Consider the following 18,647-nt stretch of genomic DNA (forward strand, 5'->3'; position numbering starts at 1 on the left):
TCACAACTACCGATAAATAGCTTGCCTACTGAATTGCTTGACACCGGGGAAGATGGACTGCCATTTCGGGAGCAATTTGCCAATTGTTTATTGTGAACTGCCTATTGATTACATTTGTTTCCACAACACGCAAAAACAACCAAATGGAATATAAATTACAAAACCCGGTTCATGGCACTATAGGTATGGAAAAGTATACCTGTGTTATTGAATGGCGAAACGGACAATTCATAGCAGATGAACCGGTGAAACATGGTGGAAAAGACGCCGGTCCCGATCCTTTTACTTTATTATTATCCTCGCTGGCTTCCTGCACGCTTATCACCCTGCGTATGTATATCGACCGGAAAGGCTGGAATATTCCCGAGATAAAAGTGAACGCCAATTTGTTCCAGACAAAAGACAGTGAAAACCTGACTACCTATATAGATCGCGATATTTCATTCCCTGCCGGGGTAACACCGGAACAAAAGGACAGGCTGCTGGAAATTGCACAACAATGTCCCGTCTCCAAATTACTTGAAGGCAATATCAAAGTAAGAAGTTATGTTTATCACGAAGAAGATGTTGACAAAAAACTGAAGTATAGCAATGATGATATAACCGTGGTGTGGAAGCCTGAACTGTGCAAACATTCCGGCCGCTGCGTTACGCAATTACCGAAAGTGTTCAACTTAAAAACAAAACCGTGGGTAACCATGAGCGGCGCCGATACGGAGACGATTAAAGCGCAGGTTGACAAATGCCCAACGGGGGCGTTGAGTTGGTACCCGCAGGCAACTACCCCGCTACCAAATACCCCCCAACCCTCTGAAGGGGGCGAAGCGCCGTCGATCCTTTAATAGAAGCAAGATCTTTCAGGTCTTTAACTGTTCCTTCAGGAGCTAAATTGATAAACTCGTAACTACGTTTACAACGGTGCCACGGTTTTGCACATGCGACAACCGTGACACCGTTTTTACTGGCTACAGCCTTTTGCCTCGTTGCCTTTTTGCCATGCGCCTTCCGCCTTGCGCCTTTTGCTTTAAGCCTTGAGCCTTTAGCCTTGTGCCTTAAGCCTTGCGCCTTCCAACGAAAAAAACGCTGGCTACCACCAGGCGCTAAAAATTAAATAATGTTTAATTCATTGTTTCCAGAACTTTATTTATCTTAAATATATAAAGCTTTTAAGTTTATTAAACTTAAATAGCAGTTACTTTGGCAAAGAAATCAATGAACAGGCCTATTTGTAAATAGCCGGCAACACATCGGTTCGAACCGCCCTTTTAATTCATCCCCTTACAGTTTAATTATTGTGAAACAATAATGGTTTATCTATTTCACCAAACTGATCTAACAACACAAAAAAGTACCAACTAAAACTTTGTCAACATGAAAAAAGGAAATTCTATCCGCCAGCAGGCGTGCAATCCCCGCATGCCCTGGAAAAATGCAGCCTACATAACAACCACCTGGTTCCTGGCGCTGGCCTTATGCCTGGCCGCCTGTACAAAACAGTTCCGGGATGCAACAAAAGAAGATGCCGACGGCCAACCAACCGCAAGAACCGCCAGTACCGAAAGCTATATTTCAGACATGAACCCTATTAAAGTAATGTCGTTTAACGTCAGGAACGACGCTGCTGGCGACCCCTTTTCGCAGGATGTGCGGAAGGATTATTGCCTGCAGATCATCCTCGAGAACAATGTGGATATTGTAGGTCTGCAGGAAATTGCGGTTACCGAGATCGAAGAATGGTTCAATACCCAGCTCGCAGCAGCCGGCTATGGCTATTACAAAAGCGGCACCTCTAACGGTTCCCCAAAAACGATCTATTACAAGAACGCGCGCTTTACCCGTACGGCTGCAGGCTGGTTCACTATGATAACGTCCGATATCCGCACCGGCAAATGGGTGGTGCTGCAGGACAAGCTCAACACTGCCAACAGCTACTTCGTAGTGAACAGTCACTGGACTACCGCTGGCTCTGCCGACCGCCAGCTCAATGCCGATACGGTACTATTAAGTATCCGGCAAAACAATACCGCCAACCTGCCGGTCATCTGCCTCGGCGATTTCAATGCACGGCCAGGTACTGCGGAAATGTCGATCATTAAGGACGCCAGCGGTTACAATATGGTGGATGCGTTGTTTGAAGCCGATGGCGCTCCTACTTTCCATGGCTGGGATGCAGTGGGCGATTCCAAGATCGATTATATCCTGAGCACCCGCAACCTCGCCTTCACTACTTCAAGCGTGATCACTAAAAGCTTTACCGTAAACGGACAAACGCTGTGGCCTTCCGACCATTATCCTATCATGGCATCTTTTGTTCCTTATATCTTCGGCAGCGGACACAACGACGTCAATGGCATCAGCGCCAGCGCTGCTACCAAATACTATTTTGCCGATGTAGACGGTGATGGTGATGCCGATAAAATTTACTGGAACTATACGTTCGACAGCGGTAAACCCCGGGTATTCCTGTCGAATGGCAATGGTACTTTTGCAGCAACAGCTGTTACCCATGCGGCAGGGGCTTCTACGTCCTCAACAACGCGCTATCATTATGCCGATATCAATGGAGATGGCAAAGCCGATCAGATCCGCTGGAACCCTTCGCTGAATGCGGGACATACATTGGTATACCTGGCTACATCAGGCGGTAATTTCAGCACTACTGCTATTGACAATCCGGAAGGCACTAGCGCAGGCACTACCACCATTTATAATTTTGCCGATGTGAATGGCGATGGCAGGGCAGATAAAATTTACTGGAATGCTACTTTCGACAACGGCCGTACCCGCGTGTACCTGGCTACTTCAGGCGGCAGCTTCAGCGGCACTGTAGTCAACGGAAGTGAAGGCGCCAGCACTACTGCCGGTACGCAGTTCTGGTATGCCGATGTGAATGGCGATGGGAAAGCCGATAAAATATTATGGCATCCTGATCTTAACGCCGGCAAAACCATGGTCTATTTATCTGATGGCGATGGCACATTTACCGAGAACGCTTCCTTCAGCAATGCTGCCACCAGTGGGTTGAGCAATACACGCTTTTATTTTGCCGACATGAACGGTGACGGCCGGGCCGATAAAGTATACTGGAACCCCGACAACTATGTTGGTTATTTGAAAGTGTATTATTCTGACGCCGGTGCTTTTAGCGGCCCCATCCATACCTTAAGAGGCACCTCACAAAGCGAGAACACCTGCTTCTATTTTGCTGATATTAATGGAGATGGAAAGGCTGATCAGATCCGGTGGAATTATGGCGAGCATAGCGGGCAATTGAGAAATTATTTTGCCAGGTAAGCAAGTTTTAAAGTCCAAAGTTAATGAGTTATTGAGTTATTCAGTTCATAAGTTCATAAGTCCTTGAGGTTGTAAGTAGTCGCGAGGTTGAACAACTGAATAACTCAATAACTGAACAACTATAAACTTTGAACTTTAAACTATTAACTATGAACCGATGGCCTTCTTCCATCCAAGATACCATTGTTTATGTGTATCTACATCCCTGGGAGACAAGTTATCTTTCACGAGTTTCAGCTCCTGCAGTTGATCCAGCCCGGTATATACGCCTGCTTTCAATCCGGCCATATAGGCCGCGCCTAATGCAGACACCTCCGGGAAACCACTGATGGCTACTTTGCGGTTCAACTGATTGGCCAGGAATTGCACCACAAAGCGATTACCGGTAATGCCGCCATCGACCATCAGCTGATCTAACAACAGGCCGGCATCGGCTTCCATTGCGCCTATTACATCTTTAATCTGGTAGGGAATCGATTCCAGGGCTGCGCGTACCAAATGATTTTTGCTGGTAGCGAAGGTTAACCCATGAATACTGGCTTTCCTGTTCATTTCCCAGTAAGGAGCGCCGAGCCCGCTAAAAGCAGGGATCAGGTATACGCCCTGGTTATCTTCCACTGCGGTGGCCATGGCTTCCGTTTCCCGGCTGTCATGGAACAACTGCCATTCCTGTTTCAGCCATTCAATTGTAGCGCCACAGGTAACGATCACGCCTTCCAGTGCATAACACACCTGTTGTTCCGTGCTCCAGCAAATAGTGGTCACCATGCCGGTCGATGACAAGATTGGCTGGCCGCCAATGTTCATCATTACCGAGCATCCGGTTCCCAGGGTTGCTTTGGCCGAGCCAGGCGCAAAACAGTTCTGGCCAAAAGCCGCCGCATGCGAATCGCCGATCAAACCGGTGACAGGAATGGGCGTTTCAAACAAACCCAGCAGGTCGGTTTCACCAAAATGATAAGAAGAAGGGACACAACGGGGCAGGTTCAGCGATCGCAGGTTAAACGATTGCAAGAGTTCTGCATCCCAGTTGAGGGTAGTTATATTGAAGAACAAGGTGCGGGAAGCATTGGTATAATCAGTATAATAGCTTTTTCCTTTCGTGAATTTATACAGCAGCCAGCTGTCGATGGTGCCAAAATAAGCCTCGCCATTATCGATGGCCTGACGCACAGCGGGTACGTTTTCGTACAACCAAACCAGTTTGGTACCGGAGAAATAAGGATCCACCAGCAGGCCCGTCTTTGTTTTGATAGCATCGGCAATGGGATCGGCTGCCAGGCGTTCGCAAATGTTCACCGAGCGTTTGCATTGCCACACGACGGCATTGTATAATGGCCGGCCGCTTTTATCCCATACCACGAATGTTTCGCGCTGGTTCGAGATTCCAATTGCTTTTATGGCGCGTACATCTCTATCCTGCCGTTTGAATTCTTCCAGACAATGCCGTACGGACGTAAGCACGTTCTGCACAATTCCTTCCGGGTCCTGCTCAACAAATCCATCCGCCCCATAATTGGTTTGCAACGGCTCATGCCCGCGCGCCACCACTTTCCCATATTCGTTGAAGATAATGGTTTTGGTACTGCTGGTTCCCTGGTCTATTGCTAATACATATTGTTGCTTATTGTTCATGCTGACTCCGTATAAAAAATTTCTCGATTTTGGGATTTTGAGATTTGTAATAAGGCTCTTAAGTAAATCTAAAAATCTCTACATCTCAAAATCAGCAATTAAATGGCTATTTCTTTTTCCCACCTTTATCAATGATCACGGCTATCAGGATCACCGCTCCTTTTACTACCTGTTGCCAGAAGGGAGAAACGTTCAACAGGACCAGGCCGTTGTTCAACACGCCGATGATCACAGCGCCCATTACCGTTCCACCGATACTGCCTTTACCGCCCGATAAAGAAGTACCACCGATCACCACCGCAGCAATGGCATCCAGCTCATAACCGGTACCGGCATTGGGTTGTGCAGAATCGAGCCGGGATGTAACCATAATACCCCCTACTGCCGCCAGCGCACCGGCTATACTATATACAATGAGTTTTACTTTATTAATGCTGATGCCTGATAAAATGGCCGCATTTTCATTGCCGCCAATGGCATAAATGTACCGGCCCAGCCTCGTTTGCCGGGTAATAAAGGATGCGATCAGCACGACCATACCGGCAATCCACACAGGTACGGGAATACCCAGGAACCAACCGGTACCGATCACCGAAAACGCCGGCCCCAGATTGCTGATCGGATGGCCTTGTGTCCACAACATGGTGAGCCCGCGGGCAATGGTAAGCATGGCCAGCGTGGCTACAAAAGGAGGTACTTTGAATTTCGTTATTACAAATCCGTTAAACCAGCCAAGCAGCGCACCTGCAATGATGCCAGCCAGCAAAGCGCCCAGTATCGTAAAGCCAATGAACAGATCGGCGGAAGGCATTTTGATCCCATTCTTTAATAAACCGGCGGTGATGGCGCCACACAGGGCGAGCACCGATCCTACAGACAGATCGATGCCTGCGGTAAGCACGATAAGCGTCATACCCACGGATATGCATACGTTCACTGCGATCTGCCGCAATACATTCCAGCCATTGTCCATGGTTAGGAATTTGTCGCTCAAAATGGCAATGATGGCACACAGAGTAACCAGCGCGATCAGGGATTGCAGCCGGGCAAGGTTTATTGTATTATTTTTTTGAATCGCAATCATCAGGCAGTAATATTATGTTGTATGGCATATTTAAGCACATTGCTCTCGGTAGCTTCCGTCACCGGCATATCCGCAGTCAACCGTCCCTCTGCCATCACAAGCACCCGGTCAGATGCCGTAAGGATCTCCGGCAATTCGGAGGATACCAGCAGAATGGCCATACCGGCTTCCGCCAGCTTCTTCATGAGGTTGTAGATCTCGAAACGTGCATTGATATCGATCCCCCGCGTTGGTTCATCGAGCAGCAGGATGCGCGGATTGGTGGCAAGCCATTTGGCCAGCACGATCTTTTGCTGATTGCCACCGCTCAGGTTACCGGCAATGTTGTTTTCTGAATAAGTTTTAATGCCCAGCCGTTGGATATAATCTTTTGAAAGCCGGGTCTCTTTTTTATTATGCAGTACGATGCCCCATTTTTCCAACTGGTTCAACACCGTAATGCTGATATTGGTCTTTATTTTTTGATCGAGGATGAGCCCATGCGCTTTGCGGTCTTCCGGCACCAGTGCAATGCCGTGTTTGATAGCCTGAATGGGCGTTTGTATGTGCACCTGTTGTTCATGCACAAATATATTACCCGTGGCTCTTTTCGGATGGAGCCCGAAAAGGGTTTCCATCAATTCTGTTCTGCCGGCGCCCATCAGTCCGTATAAACCTACGATCTCGCCTTTGTGCAGCGTGAATGAAATATCGGTGAGCACGTTGGCGCCATGCCGCGACGTGCTTTTCAAATTGATGTTTTGCACGCGCAGAACCGGTTCGGTGAACGTTTGCTTGGTATTTCCGGCTGGTCCGTTCACGGCACGGCCGGTCATTTTCCGGATCAATGCATCCTGCGTCATTTCCGCCATAACACCACTCTCCACCGTGCATCCATCGCGCATAACGACAAAGCGGTCGGCAATGGTGAACAGCTCTTTCAGCTTATGGGAAATGTAAACGATCGTTTTGCCTTCACTCCTGAGCTCATCGATGATCACAAACAGGTTATCTACTTCTTTATCGCTGATGGCTGATGTAGGTTCATCCATGATGATGACACTGGCATTCGTATATAACGCCTTGGCAATTTCAACCAGCTGTTGTTGTCCTACTTTTAAAGAACCCACCAGCGCAGCAGGATCTGCGTCGAGCTTTACTTTGGCGAGCAGCTTTTGGGTTTGCCGCGTCATTTCTTTTTTATCCAGTATGCCAATGGCATTGCATTTTTCCCTGCCCAGGAAAATATTCTCAGTAATACTTAAGCCAGGCACCAGGTTCAGCTCCTGGTGAATGATCACTATGCCTTTGGCCTCCGCATCTTTTGTTCCCGTAAGCTGCAGCACCTCGTTGTTGAAGATAATGTCCCCTTCGTAATCCACATGTACGCCTGACAACACTTTCATGAGTGTTGATTTACCGGCGCCGTTCTCCCCGATGATAGCATTCACCTTACCAGGATGCAGTTCCAGGTTGACATTATTCAGGGCAACCACCCCGGCAAACTTTTTCGTTATGTTACGGGCGATCAACATTTATTGTTGAATGATTTTACATTGAACAGGTATAATTTCCAGATCGCTGAGGCCATTCATCCGGCTGCGCTCGATATGCGCCCTGTTAAGCTCAATGGCGCCGGTACAGGTAATGCTGTCTGATTTCCTGACCTGCTCTTTAAAAGCGGGCAACACGCGTTTGCGAACCAGCTTATTTAATTCCTCCGATACATTGTTCAGGTCGGTGGTGTTTACAAAATCCCTGATATCCAGCAGGCGCGATGCATCGCGGATGGCGTTGCCATACACGTATTCAGTTGTGATCTTTACAGTGAGTGGATCAGCTGCGCTGCCTGCCAGCACGGTAATATCGTCTTCATTTACGGCCAGCACCTTGCCGGTGAGTTTCACCAGTCCATACCGAACATTACCAATGCTCATGGAATTGAACCAGGTATCGAAGGCATAGCCGGGGTTTGTTTTTATGGTTGATCGTAATACATCGAGCGTGACAGCGCTATCGAGGGTTGCCGGCAGTTTCGTAACCCAGAGTTTTTCCGCAAAGGAAGCCGCATCAAAAGCGGTTTGTTCTTTTGTTTGTACTTCACTCAGTTTTTTTATGTAGACTGAATTATAGGCAAGCAATCCTATAACCAGCACCAGCAATAGATATTTGACTATTTTCCTGGTCATGCATTATTTTTTTCCGTAGGCGATGTATTCGTTAATGTTCTTGGGTGTTACCAGTTCCACGGCAACCGGGATCTTCTGCGGGAAATTCCTTCTGCCTTTGATGTATTCATCAGCAAATTTCGCCGCCGTTTCTGCCATTACTTTGGGGAACTGCATACCGGTGCCGGCCACCTTGTTCTCTTTTATGGCGGTGATCACATCTTCGGCGCCGTCAAAACCATACACTTTTACTTTCGAAGCTTTTCCGGCGGCGACCAGTGCCTGGTAAGCGCCCATGGCCATACCGTCATTGCCGCAAAAAACGGCGTCTATATCAGGATGTGCCTGCAGAATGCTTTCCATTACTTCCATGGCTTTATTGCGGTCGAAGTCGGCGCTTTGCCGGGCAACCATCTTCAGCCCGGGGTAATTATCGGTAACACTGTGAAAACCTTTTGAGCGGGCCCAGGTATTGTTATCTCCTACCAGCCCCAGCAATTCAACATAATTGCCTTTCTTGTTCAGCTGTTGCGTAAAGCTCATGCCGATGGCCACTGCGCCGGAATAACTGTCGGATAATATTTGGGAGGTAGCGGCATTGGTGGCATTGATCTCACGGTCCATACAAAATACCGGGATGCCCGCGGCTTTTGCCTTCAGCACATTGGCCACAGAGCCATTGGCGTCGGTAGAGTTGAAGAGGATCGCATCAAAACCGGCCACAATGATGTTCTCGAAATGGTCCCCTTCTGTAGCGGTGTTATTTTGTGAATCGAAGATCTTGGCATCGTAGCCCAGTGCTGTAGCCCGGGCAGCGGCGGTTTCGGCCAGGAAAACAAACCAGGGATTGTTAAGTGTTGATACAACAACAGCCATCTTCTTTTTTCCTGATGCAGTCTTTTTTTGCTTACACTGGGTAAACACTACCAGCAGGCCAAGCAATACTATTTTTACATATAATGGCAAGACTCGTTTCATCGGCGTAAAGTTTTTTCGGTGTGCACACTTTCAAAGTGTGCACACCTTTTCATTATAACAAGCTCTTCACCACTTCAGCAATTCCATCTTTGGTAATATGATAGTGATTAAAGATATCCTGTTGTGAACCGGTGACGGTGTATTCATCCGGAATACCTACAATACGGAACGGCTTATGCAAACCATGCTGCATGAGGTAAGCGGCGCAGGCTTCGCCCAATCCACCATATACACTGTGCTCTTCCACGGTCACAATGGCTTTGCAGGTAGCAGCCAGTTTTGCCAGCAGGCCGGTATCCAATGGTTTGATGGTATGCATACTCACCACGGTTACATGAATGCCCTCTTGCGCCAGCAATTGAGCAGCCTGCAAGGCGGGGTACACAGTTTCGCCACAGGCGATCAATGCAGCGTCGGTACCTTCGGTGATCACGCGGCCTTTACCAAATACAAACGCATCGTCGTTTACTTCCTTCAGGTTGTTCATCACCTTTTTGCCAAACCGCAGGTACACCGGACTGTTGGTTTTTGCTGCCAATGCCGTAGCCTGGGCTGTTTCAAAATTATCGGCCGGAACAACTACAGTAATATTATTAATGGCCCTGAGTGCTGCAAAGTCGTGCAGGCTGTGGTGGGTAGAACCCAACGCGCCATAACTTACACCGGCACTAATGCCCACAACGGTGACGGGATTGTCGCTATACGCCACATCGTTCTTGATCTGTTCCAGCGCCCGTGCTGTTAAAAAACAGGCCGGTGATACGGCAAACACTTTTTTGCCGGCAGCAGCCAGTCCCGCAGCAACCCCTACGAGGTTTTGTTCGGCAATGCCTACTTCTACGATCTGCTCAGGAAATTTCTTACCAAAGGGAACGAGCTTACCAGAGCCCCGCGAATCGCTGGTCACTGCAATAATGTCGCGATCATTGGCCGCCAGTTGCTGCAGCACTTCTGAAAAGATCTCCTGGTTGGGTTTAAATCCGTTCGGATCTGTATTTTCTATATGCGCCATTCTTTCTAATTACAGGTTACATGTTACAGGTTACACGGCCCTTTAAGACGAGCTTTTGTTTTATTGGGAAGCTGTTACCGGTCACCGGTTCCGGTTGCCGGGAAAATACAGCTTTCAGGCAGCACAGTAAAAGTTACCGGGATCTTCCTACTTTTTATTCCTTACTTCCTACTTCTTTTACACGGCTGCTTTTTGCATACTGTTATCCAGTTCACTTATCGCCAATGCATATTCTTCCTTACTTGGCACGCCATGGTGCCACTTGAGATTGTTCTCCATAAAGCTCACGCCTTTTCCTTTTACCGTGTGGGCGATGATCACGCTGGGTTTGCCAGGTTCAAAAGGCAGGCTGTCGAATGCCGCTTTAAGCGCTTCTATATCGTGGCCATCCACTTCTTTTACGGCCCAGCCAAAAGCTTTCCACTTTTCGTCGAGCGGATCTGTATTACACACTTCTGCCGTAGGCGCCGTGATCTGCAATGTATTTTTATCTACGATAGCACAGAGGTTATCGAGCTTGTAATGCGCTGCTGTTAATGCGGCCTCCCAGTTGGAGCCTTCGGGCAATTCACCGTCGCCCATCAGCGTGTACACCTTGTAATCCTTTTTATCAAGTTTCGCGGCAATGGCATTACCAACGGCAATGGGTAGTCCGTGACCTAAAGCGCCGGTGTTCTGCTCAACACCTTTTACTTTTCGGGTGGGGTGTCCAATATAATGCGACTTATACTTACAAAGCGTTTCCAGGTGTTCTTCCGGAAAAAATCCTTTATCGGCCAGTACAACGAACAGGGCTTCCACACAATGGCCCTTACTTTGAATATACCTGTCCCTGGTGGGTGAGGTGAAATTCTGTGGCGACACGTTCAAAACGTGGTTGTACAATACGTTCAGGATATCGATACAGGATAAGCTGCCACCGGTATGCCCGGCATTCGCACCCAATATGTACTTCAGGATCTTCTTCCTGTATTCGACCGACTTTATTTCCAAATCACTCCTTTTCATCATAGATTCTTTTAATTGGCATTAAGCGTTAGGCGTGCTGATAAACTTTCCAACCCAGGTAATTATCAAACGCTTCAGTAAGAATGCCTGCCGTTTTGCTGGCATTCATCACCACATGGTGCTCGAAGCCATTGCGGCAAACGTACTGCATCAGGCCCTGCAGGTTGTTGATCTGAGCAACGGCCCTGTTACCGAACGTATTCAGGGCATCGTTGGTAAGCTCGCCTTCGCCTACATACGCTTTGATGATGCCGAGGCTATCGTCGGTGCTTATGCGGCCATAGGTAAGCGGAGAAGCAGGCGTACGGCCTTCCAATGCACCGTAGGTATTTTCAACGCCTACGGTTGTTCCCAGGATCGGTGCCGTGCTGATCTGGATGTCGGGTAAAAAGGATTTGGCCCAGTTACCACAATGGAACAATACGCATTTGGTATCATCATTGGCATAGTTGTTATTCCAGTCAACCAGGGCGCTGGGCGTGCCGGATGCCAGTTGCATGGCATACATGCTCAGCGTTCCGGTTACATCTACCTCGCAGGCGCTGGGCAGCATGTTCTCACTCATCATACTCATGTTGGTGCACACGTTGCAGCCATAGTTCTGTTGCAGCGAGGTCCAACATTGAATGGCAGTGGCATCGAGTGCATTTTCGGCCATGAAATCGGCCAGCACCACATCGAGCTTTGCGATCTGGATCAGCTTTTCATTAGGCGTTTTGCCGGTTGAAGTATATGCTTTAATACCTTCCAGCTTCTCTTTTACGCGGGCATGGTCGGCGGTCAGTTTGCTGGCATTGCCGAGGATCTCCGACAGGTCGACCGTAGTTACAGAAATGCCATTGCGTTGCAGGATCTTTTCACTGTAACGAACGGTATTGAAAGCGCCGGGTCTTGCACCCACTGCACCAATGCGCACGTTACGCATACCTTTTACCACGCGGCAAACGGCGATAAAGTTTTTGAGGTCGGTGATGAAGGATTCATCGTTCGGACTTACCACATGTTTTGTAGTAAGGGAATATTTGATACCATATTGATACAGGTTGTTGCAAACAGAGATCTTTCCGCACCAGGCGTCCCTTCTGTTCACGACATCCATTTTATTCAGATCATCGGGATAACCCTGCACCAATACCGGCACATTGAGGTTAGCGAGCTTGATGGTTTCAGCAACGCCTTTTTCATCACCGAAGTTGGGCAATACGACCAGGATACCCTGTATGGCGTCTGCATGTTTCTTAAACAGATCGGCACAACGCTGCGCTTCTTTAAACGTTTCAACGCCGCCGAGTTTGGTATCGGCATCGGTGAGCAAGATGGGCGTAATGTTCAGCTTCTCAAATAGCGCAACAATTTCGGTGCGTGCTTCGGCCACTAATTTATCGGGGAAGAAATCTCTGTTCCCGATAATCACACCGAGCGTTGTTTTTGCATTTTTCATCTGGTAATTAAAATTTTTCTTTTTGCCAGATGGATCTTTCCATTGCAAAATTTTCATTGTTAATTTTTATAATGAAAATTTTGCCATGGACGATTCATCTTATATACTTGTTTCCGTTTTGTGATTTGTTCAAACTGTGGCACAACTCCAAGGTGCGCCTCACTTATTTATGTAGCAATGATCAATTCAACTTCCTGTTCTTCAAATAATTTCTTGTCTTTATCGGTTATTCCGTCGTCGGTAATAATATAATTGATCAATGACAATGCGCCCAGACTGGCAAAAGCGTTCTTTCCTATTTTGGAGGAATCGGCCACCAGGTAAGTCGTTTCTGCCGCTTCTATCATGGCTTTCTTTACAACGATATCGCTCAGGCTGGGATAGGTCAATCCTGATTTTAAGGAGATCCCTGCGGTAGCCAGGAACAGTTTTGATACGTTGATGCCTTTAAAGAAATCAGCCGCTTTTTGACCGGTCAGTGATAAGGTAGGCGGTTTAAATTCGCCGCCGGTCATTACTACTTCAATGCCCGGTTCGGTACCCAGCATCATGGCAATGTTGAGCGCGTTGGTGATCACGGTCAGGTTCCTGAACCCTTTTAACTTTTTGGCGATCTCGGTTACGGTAGAACCCGAATCGAGAATGATGGTATCGCCGCTTTCAATGAACTCAAGGCATTTGGCGGCGATCTTCTCTTTCTTCAGCGTATTGTCTTCCTGGTGGGCCACATAAAAGCCTTTCACCTGGTCTTCAATATTTTTCAAATAAGCGCCGCCGTGTTCGCGGATCACCATTTCCTCTTTTTCCAGCTTTTCAAGGTCCTGCCGGATGGTCACTTCCGTCACTTTAAAGATCCTCGCCAGGTCACCCACTTTTGCCGAACCATCTTCACGGAGCAATTCCAGTATTTTTTCTCTCCTTTGATTGGGTAGCATACAGTTTGTTTTGAGGCGCGCATTTTATCGTTTTCGACCCGCGCCTTTGCGAATCTATGACGAACGGCAGAACGAAAAGAAAATATTTTCGAACTACCATGCAAACCCCGGGCGTTGACCAAAAATAAGTAAACGATCGAAAAGAACCAAAAATAAACAAAAGAAAAGAAAGATGAAACCGGGTACATCAGCGGCATCCATTATTCCAAAACTAAAACATATCTACTTGATTTTCATAATAAACTATAGAAACGGTTATTTTCTGCCTTTTACCGTTTAGACCTAAAAAGAAAAAGATCGTAAAATGAAAGAAAGCGGCCCACAAGGATCTGGATTCCATAAAAAAAGCCATTCCGCCAGGCGGAACGGCCTTTTATCAGACACTAAAATTTCAGGTTAAAACTATTTTATAAAAAAGCTTGCTCTTTGCCTGATGTCCTCAGACGATGCGCCGATCATTACACTGAACTCACCCGGCTCCAGCACAAATTTCATATCGCGGTTATACAGTTTCAACTCATCGCGCGGAATGGTAAAAGAAACTGTTTTCGTTTCACCAGCCTTTAAATGCACGCGCTCAAACCCTTTCAACAGTTTCTCATAGGTAGTCACCGAGCTCAATACATCGCGGATGTACAGTTGCACCACTTCATCGCCTGCCACCTTACCGGTATTGGTAACGTCGACCTTTACGGCAATAGCGTCTTTGGCGGTTTTGCCGGCATCGATCTTCAGGTGGTTATAGCCAAAGCTGGTATAACTTAAGCCATGGCCAAAAGGATACAACAACCCTTTGACCTTTGCGCCCTCGCCATCATCGCTTTGCGCATTGGGTTTGGAAGGAAAATTCAATGGCAACTGCCCTACCGACTTCGGAAAGGTGAGCGTGAGCTTGCCTCCGGGATTGTAATCGCCAAACAACACATCGGCCACGGCAATTCCCCCTTTCACGCCCGGGTAACCGGCATAGATAATACCATCAATATTTTTATCGATCCAGTTAATCGTCATGGGTTGTGAACCGATCAGTACCACCACTACCGGTTTCCCGGTTGCTTTTATGGCTTTGATCAGCTCCAGCTGATGACCCGGCAGGTCAAGACTCGTGCGGCTTTTATTTTCTCCGGCCGTTCTGGTATTGCCGCCTAAAACGACAACCGCCAATTCCGCCTGCCTGGCAAGCTGCACTGCAGAATCAAGCCGGGCCTGTTCATCGGCATCCATTGGTTCGGGCAGGATCTCGCTTTCAGGCCAGTGTCTGTCAACCAGCTCCACTCCTTTAGCATATAATACCTTATCAGCGCCCAGTTTTGCCTGCAACCCCTGCAGCACGTTTACACTTTTTGATTCCAGCGGACCATAATGCGTATGCGCATACGCGGCATTGGCAGCATTGGGACCTATCACGGCTATTTTCGCTAGATCCCTGGACAAAGGCAGGATGTTGTTTTTATTCTTCAGCAGCACGATGCTTTCGCGCGATGCCTGTAATGCTACCTGCTGACTGGCTTCGTTATTCACGATCTTCCTGCTTTCAGCCGCGTCCTGAACATAGGGATGATCGAACAATCCCAGGCGGAATTTCACCCGCAGCACATCCGCCACCCGGCGGTTGATGGTATCCATGGGAATACGTTTCTCTTTTACAAGCTCGCGCAGGTAAATGATGATGCTATCGGGCGGACGGAAAGTAGTGCGCACGTTCATACCCGCCATAAATGCCTGGTAAACGGCTTCTTTTAAATTAGCAGCTACCTGGTGTTTGGAGCTCAGGTATTCCAGCGCATCGCTGTCGCTAACCACGTAACCGGTAAAACCCATTTCAATGCGCAGCCGCTGGATCAGCCAGTAATTGCTGCCGGAAACAGGAATGCCATCATAATCATTGTAAGAGCTCATAACGCCCATGATGCCGGCTTCTTTGATCACCTTTTTGAATGGATACAACAGGATGTTCTCTACCTCGCGGGGCGCCACCTGCGGGTCTGTGCGGGCCTGGCCTTCACGTGCGCCTTTGTTGGCACTGTACACGGCAAAATGTTTCGCGGTGGCTGCGGCCTGCCCGTTATGCTGAATGCCTTTCGCCATAGCAACGCCCATGCTGGCCACCAGATACGGATCTTCACCAAAGGTTTCTTCCAGCCGTCCCCAGCGCTGGTCGCGGGCTACATCGAGAATAGGTGCATATACATTGGTATACCCCAAAGCGCGGGCTTCGCGTCCGGTGATAAGCCCTTCCTGGTACACCAGCTCTTTATTCCAGGTCATGCCCATATTGAGCGCTGTGGGAAAACCGGTAGCTTCATAGGCTTCTATACCGCGGATACCTTCATCGGTAAAATCAACCGGGATGCCGAGGCGGGTCTGTTCTATAAAGAAACGCTGGGTTTCGTTCATTCCCCAGACATGTTTTTCGATATCTGCTACCAGGTCGGTTGTTAAGGCCGGCTTGTCAAAACCGGTAAAACCATTCAGGTGTTCATCGATGTTGGCAATACCATCTTTCCAGATCGCCTTTTTCCAGGCCTCAGTAGGCAACGAATCTTTCAATACCCGCCGCCAGCCATATAAGGTAGCCATCTGGCAGGTCTTTTCTTCGAGCGTCATTTGCGACAACAGGTCAGCGGTGCGGGCGTCAACTGATCTGGTGGGATCTTCATAAATGTCTTTTTTACCATTTTTATTCAGGTCAATCCAGCCATCCTTGTATATAGAGGTGAGCGGTTTGAATGAGACCATACTGATCAGGACCATCCAGGCAAAAAGCCGGTAAACATTTCTTTTCATAATAGCTTGTGTAGCCAACAAATATAACTACAGCCGGCTTGTACATATAAAACGATTACGCTAACGTTTGCGTACTGTCTTAAGCATCAGCTATCTTATCAATGTGTCCATTCGGTCAGGGTCATTTTCCCGGGTGTACATGTTCATCATGCCCTGCGTGATGGTTACCGACACCCCTAGCCCAACACCCTGAAGAGCATATCAAGGATAAACTGGCTGGTAAACTCCGCATTATTTTTACTCTTATTATCCGTTAACCGCGGCAAATTGATGCTGAAGAACTGCTGCTGGTGCGACGCTTCAATTAAAGTAGTGCTTAATGATTTGGGATATTTGTAATGCGGATTGTATTCTTTTATAACCTCGGAGATCTTGCCGCACAGATCCTTATACGGTTTAAAAGCCTCATCTCTGTTGATCTCAGCCACCTCCTTGATCAAATAGACCTTGCTGCTTTCCGCAATTACCACCTGGTTTAACGCGCTTTTGTCATAATCATATAATCCGGAACTTGCCGGCAATTCATTGGTCAGCAGGTCGACTATGATCTTTAATTTATCTTTGGGCTGTTTAACATTTTGCAGCTTGAACAGCAGCAGGAACTCCATATAACTCCAGTACCAGTTGAGAATATAGAGCAGGATGCGGTGCTTGCTTTCAAAATACCTGTAAATGGTAGCTTCCGTGGTGTTTATTTCTGTGGCCAGTTTTTTAATAGTGAACTGCTCAAATCCTAATTTGTAGATCAGGTCAATCGACTTTTTTACGATCTCTTTTCCGATCGCGCTGCTTTCCGGGTCCTTTAAATAGATTTTCCCGTTCACCTTAAAATTTACCAGGAAGTCCATTCATTACAATTTGCCGTAAAGATATTTAATATTTCAAGCGATAAAATTAATCCTATATTTAACAATAGTATTACTATTATTCGATAAAGTAATTATATTTTGCGCCCCGAATGTAACCTATTGGAACAGACAAGTCCCATTTGTTATTTTAAAACCTAAAGAAGCATGCGCACACAAACCAAAGAAACTCAAATGAGTTTAACACCCGAAAAAGCTTTGACCATATTAAAGGAGGGCAACGAAAGATTTATCCATAATTTAAAAGCCAACAGGAACCTGCTGCAACAGGTAAATGAAACGTCTACCGGACAATTCCCGTTTGCTACGATCTTAAGCTGCATAGACAGCCGCACCTCCGCCGAGCTTATTTTCGACCAGGGCCTGGGCGACATTTTCAGTATCCGCATAGCCGGTAATATATTAAATGAAGATATCCTGGGCAGTATGGAATTCGCCACCAAAGTGGCAGGCTCGAAGATCATTGTGGTGCTTGGCCATACGAAATGCGGCGCTATCGTGGGAGCCTGTAACCATGTTGAGCTGGGCAACCTGACCACATTGTTAAGTAAAATTCAACCCGCTATTGAGCAGGAAACCACTATCAAAGAGAACCGCACAGGCAGCAACCCTGAATTCGTAAAAAATGTAACCAGCCTGAACGTAAAACTCACGATAGAAAGAATAAGAAAAGAAAGCCCTGTAGTGGCTGAACTGGAGAAAGAAGGTAAAATAAAGATCATTGGTGCTATGTACGATGTAGAAACAGGTAAAGTGACCTTTGATGAATAATTAGCATCGAACCGACCTGAAGGCAAGGGGCTTCCGCAGAACGGCGGAAGCCTTTTGTTTTATTAACAGAAGCCATTTGATGAAATTTTGCCATAGAAGTGTGGAACGAAACTGACTAAATGAGCGTTAAATGCAATCTTTCAGATGGCAGGCGAATTGAGGTTTTGATACCATATTAAATTAAAGGATCATGAAAACAACGGCAATTGCGCAGCTTACCATTTCAAGCCCTGCATTCGGTAACGAGGAAAATATTCCGTCGAAATATACCTGCAATGGCGATGGAATAAACCCTCCGTTGGAGATCAAAAACATACCTGAGGGTACGCAAACACTTGCCATCATTGTTGAAGACCCGGATGCACCAAACGGAATATACGATCATTGGGTTGTATGGAATATAAAACCTACCAACATCATCCCTGAAAATTCCAACCCCGGTATTTCCGGTAATAACTCTGCCGGTAAAACCGGCTACCATCCCCCCTGTCCGCCAACCGGCACGCATCGATATTATTTTCATGTATTCGCCCTGGACCATCATCTTGACCTGATACCGGGAGGACCCAAAGAAAAATTGCAGGAGGCCATGGAGGCGCACATCCTTGCCAGTGGAACCATCATAGGTACTTATAAGAGGCTGGCCAAATTATAATGTGACCAGCGGCCACGCTTGGCTGAAACAGCGG

15 protein-coding genes are annotated in these 18,647 nt (G+C 47.4%); 4 read left to right on the forward strand and 11 right to left on the reverse strand.

What is annotated here, in order from left to right; all coding sequences use genetic code 11:
* The first annotated feature begins 143 nt into the window (after positions 1 to 143).
* Positions 144 to 842 carry a (4Fe-4S)-binding protein gene (locus tag JUB15_RS22885; protein WP_207514975.1) on the forward strand — a complete coding sequence of 233 codons (699 nt, stop codon included), beginning with the start codon at positions 144 to 146 and terminating at the stop codon, positions 840 to 842.
* A 529-nt stretch (positions 843 to 1,371) separates the two neighbouring features.
* Positions 1,372 to 3,294, forward strand: a complete 1,923-nt coding sequence (locus JUB15_RS22890) for an FG-GAP-like repeat-containing protein (protein WP_242696482.1) — start codon at positions 1,372 to 1,374, stop codon at positions 3,292 to 3,294.
* 147 nt (positions 3,295 to 3,441) lie between these two features.
* Here the strand turns inward: JUB15_RS22890 and JUB15_RS22895 are convergent, their stop codons facing one another.
* The 11 genes from JUB15_RS22895 to JUB15_RS22945 form a co-directional block, all read right to left on the reverse strand.
* Positions 3,442 to 4,929 (reverse strand): FGGY family carbohydrate kinase, encoded by a 1,488-nt coding sequence (locus JUB15_RS22895; RefSeq protein ID WP_207514976.1) that lies wholly within the window; start codon positions 4,927 to 4,929, stop codon positions 3,442 to 3,444.
* A 106-nt stretch (positions 4,930 to 5,035) separates the two neighbouring features.
* On the reverse strand, positions 5,036 to 6,013 hold the full coding sequence (locus JUB15_RS22900; protein ID WP_207514977.1) for an ABC transporter permease: 978 nt from the start codon (positions 6,011 to 6,013) through the stop codon (positions 5,036 to 5,038).
* A complete protein-coding gene (locus JUB15_RS22905) occupies positions 6,013 to 7,527 on the reverse strand; it encodes a sugar ABC transporter ATP-binding protein (RefSeq protein WP_207514978.1) in 1,515 nt (504 codons plus the stop codon). Before JUB15_RS22905 ends, JUB15_RS22900 begins: the two co-directional genes overlap by 1 nt.
* Positions 7,528 to 8,181 carry a DUF2291 domain-containing protein gene (locus JUB15_RS22910; RefSeq protein WP_207514979.1) on the reverse strand — a complete coding sequence of 218 codons (654 nt, stop codon included), beginning with the start codon at positions 8,179 to 8,181 and terminating at the stop codon, positions 7,528 to 7,530. It abuts the gene before it with no gap.
* Between the two features lie 3 nt (positions 8,182 to 8,184).
* Positions 8,185 to 9,138: a D-ribose ABC transporter substrate-binding protein gene (locus tag JUB15_RS22915; RefSeq protein WP_207514980.1), complete on the reverse strand. Its 954-nt coding sequence runs from the start codon at positions 9,136 to 9,138 to the stop codon at positions 8,185 to 8,187.
* A gap of 52 nt (positions 9,139 to 9,190) precedes the next feature.
* Positions 9,191 to 10,150, reverse strand: coding sequence for a transketolase family protein (locus JUB15_RS22920; RefSeq protein WP_207514981.1), 960 nt, complete (start codon positions 10,148 to 10,150; stop codon positions 9,191 to 9,193).
* A gap of 177 nt (positions 10,151 to 10,327) precedes the next feature.
* Entirely contained in the window at positions 10,328 to 11,158 is an 831-nt protein-coding gene (locus JUB15_RS22925) for a transketolase (RefSeq protein WP_207514982.1), read from the reverse strand.
* Between the two features lie 28 nt (positions 11,159 to 11,186).
* On the reverse strand, positions 11,187 to 12,656 hold the full coding sequence (locus JUB15_RS22930; protein ID WP_242696483.1) for an L-fucose/L-arabinose isomerase family protein: 1,470 nt from the start codon (positions 12,654 to 12,656) through the stop codon (positions 11,187 to 11,189).
* 110 nt (positions 12,657 to 12,766) lie between these two features.
* Positions 12,767 to 13,534 (reverse strand): DeoR/GlpR family DNA-binding transcription regulator, encoded by a 768-nt coding sequence (locus tag JUB15_RS22935; protein ID WP_207514983.1) that lies wholly within the window; start codon positions 13,532 to 13,534, stop codon positions 12,767 to 12,769.
* A 402-nt stretch (positions 13,535 to 13,936) separates the two neighbouring features.
* Positions 13,937 to 16,321, reverse strand: a complete 2,385-nt coding sequence (locus JUB15_RS22940) for a glycoside hydrolase family 3 N-terminal domain-containing protein (protein WP_207514984.1) — start codon at positions 16,319 to 16,321, stop codon at positions 13,937 to 13,939.
* Between the two features lie 176 nt (positions 16,322 to 16,497).
* Positions 16,498 to 17,169, reverse strand: a complete 672-nt coding sequence (locus tag JUB15_RS22945; RefSeq protein WP_207514985.1) for a TetR/AcrR family transcriptional regulator — start codon at positions 17,167 to 17,169, stop codon at positions 16,498 to 16,500.
* A gap of 165 nt (positions 17,170 to 17,334) precedes the next feature.
* Between JUB15_RS22945 and JUB15_RS22950 the strand changes: the two genes are divergently transcribed.
* Both JUB15_RS22950 and JUB15_RS22955 read left to right on the forward strand, forming a co-directional pair.
* Positions 17,335 to 17,958, forward strand: coding sequence for a carbonic anhydrase family protein (locus JUB15_RS22950; RefSeq protein WP_207514986.1), 624 nt, complete (start codon positions 17,335 to 17,337; stop codon positions 17,956 to 17,958).
* A gap of 190 nt (positions 17,959 to 18,148) precedes the next feature.
* Positions 18,149 to 18,613: a YbhB/YbcL family Raf kinase inhibitor-like protein gene (locus tag JUB15_RS22955; RefSeq protein ID WP_207514987.1), complete on the forward strand. Its 465-nt coding sequence runs from the start codon at positions 18,149 to 18,151 to the stop codon at positions 18,611 to 18,613.
* Positions 18,614 to 18,647 lie beyond the last annotated feature (34 nt).

Source organism: Longitalea luteola, from assembly GCF_017356035.1.
Taxonomy (GTDB): domain Bacteria; phylum Bacteroidota; class Bacteroidia; order Chitinophagales; family Chitinophagaceae; genus Niastella; species Niastella luteola.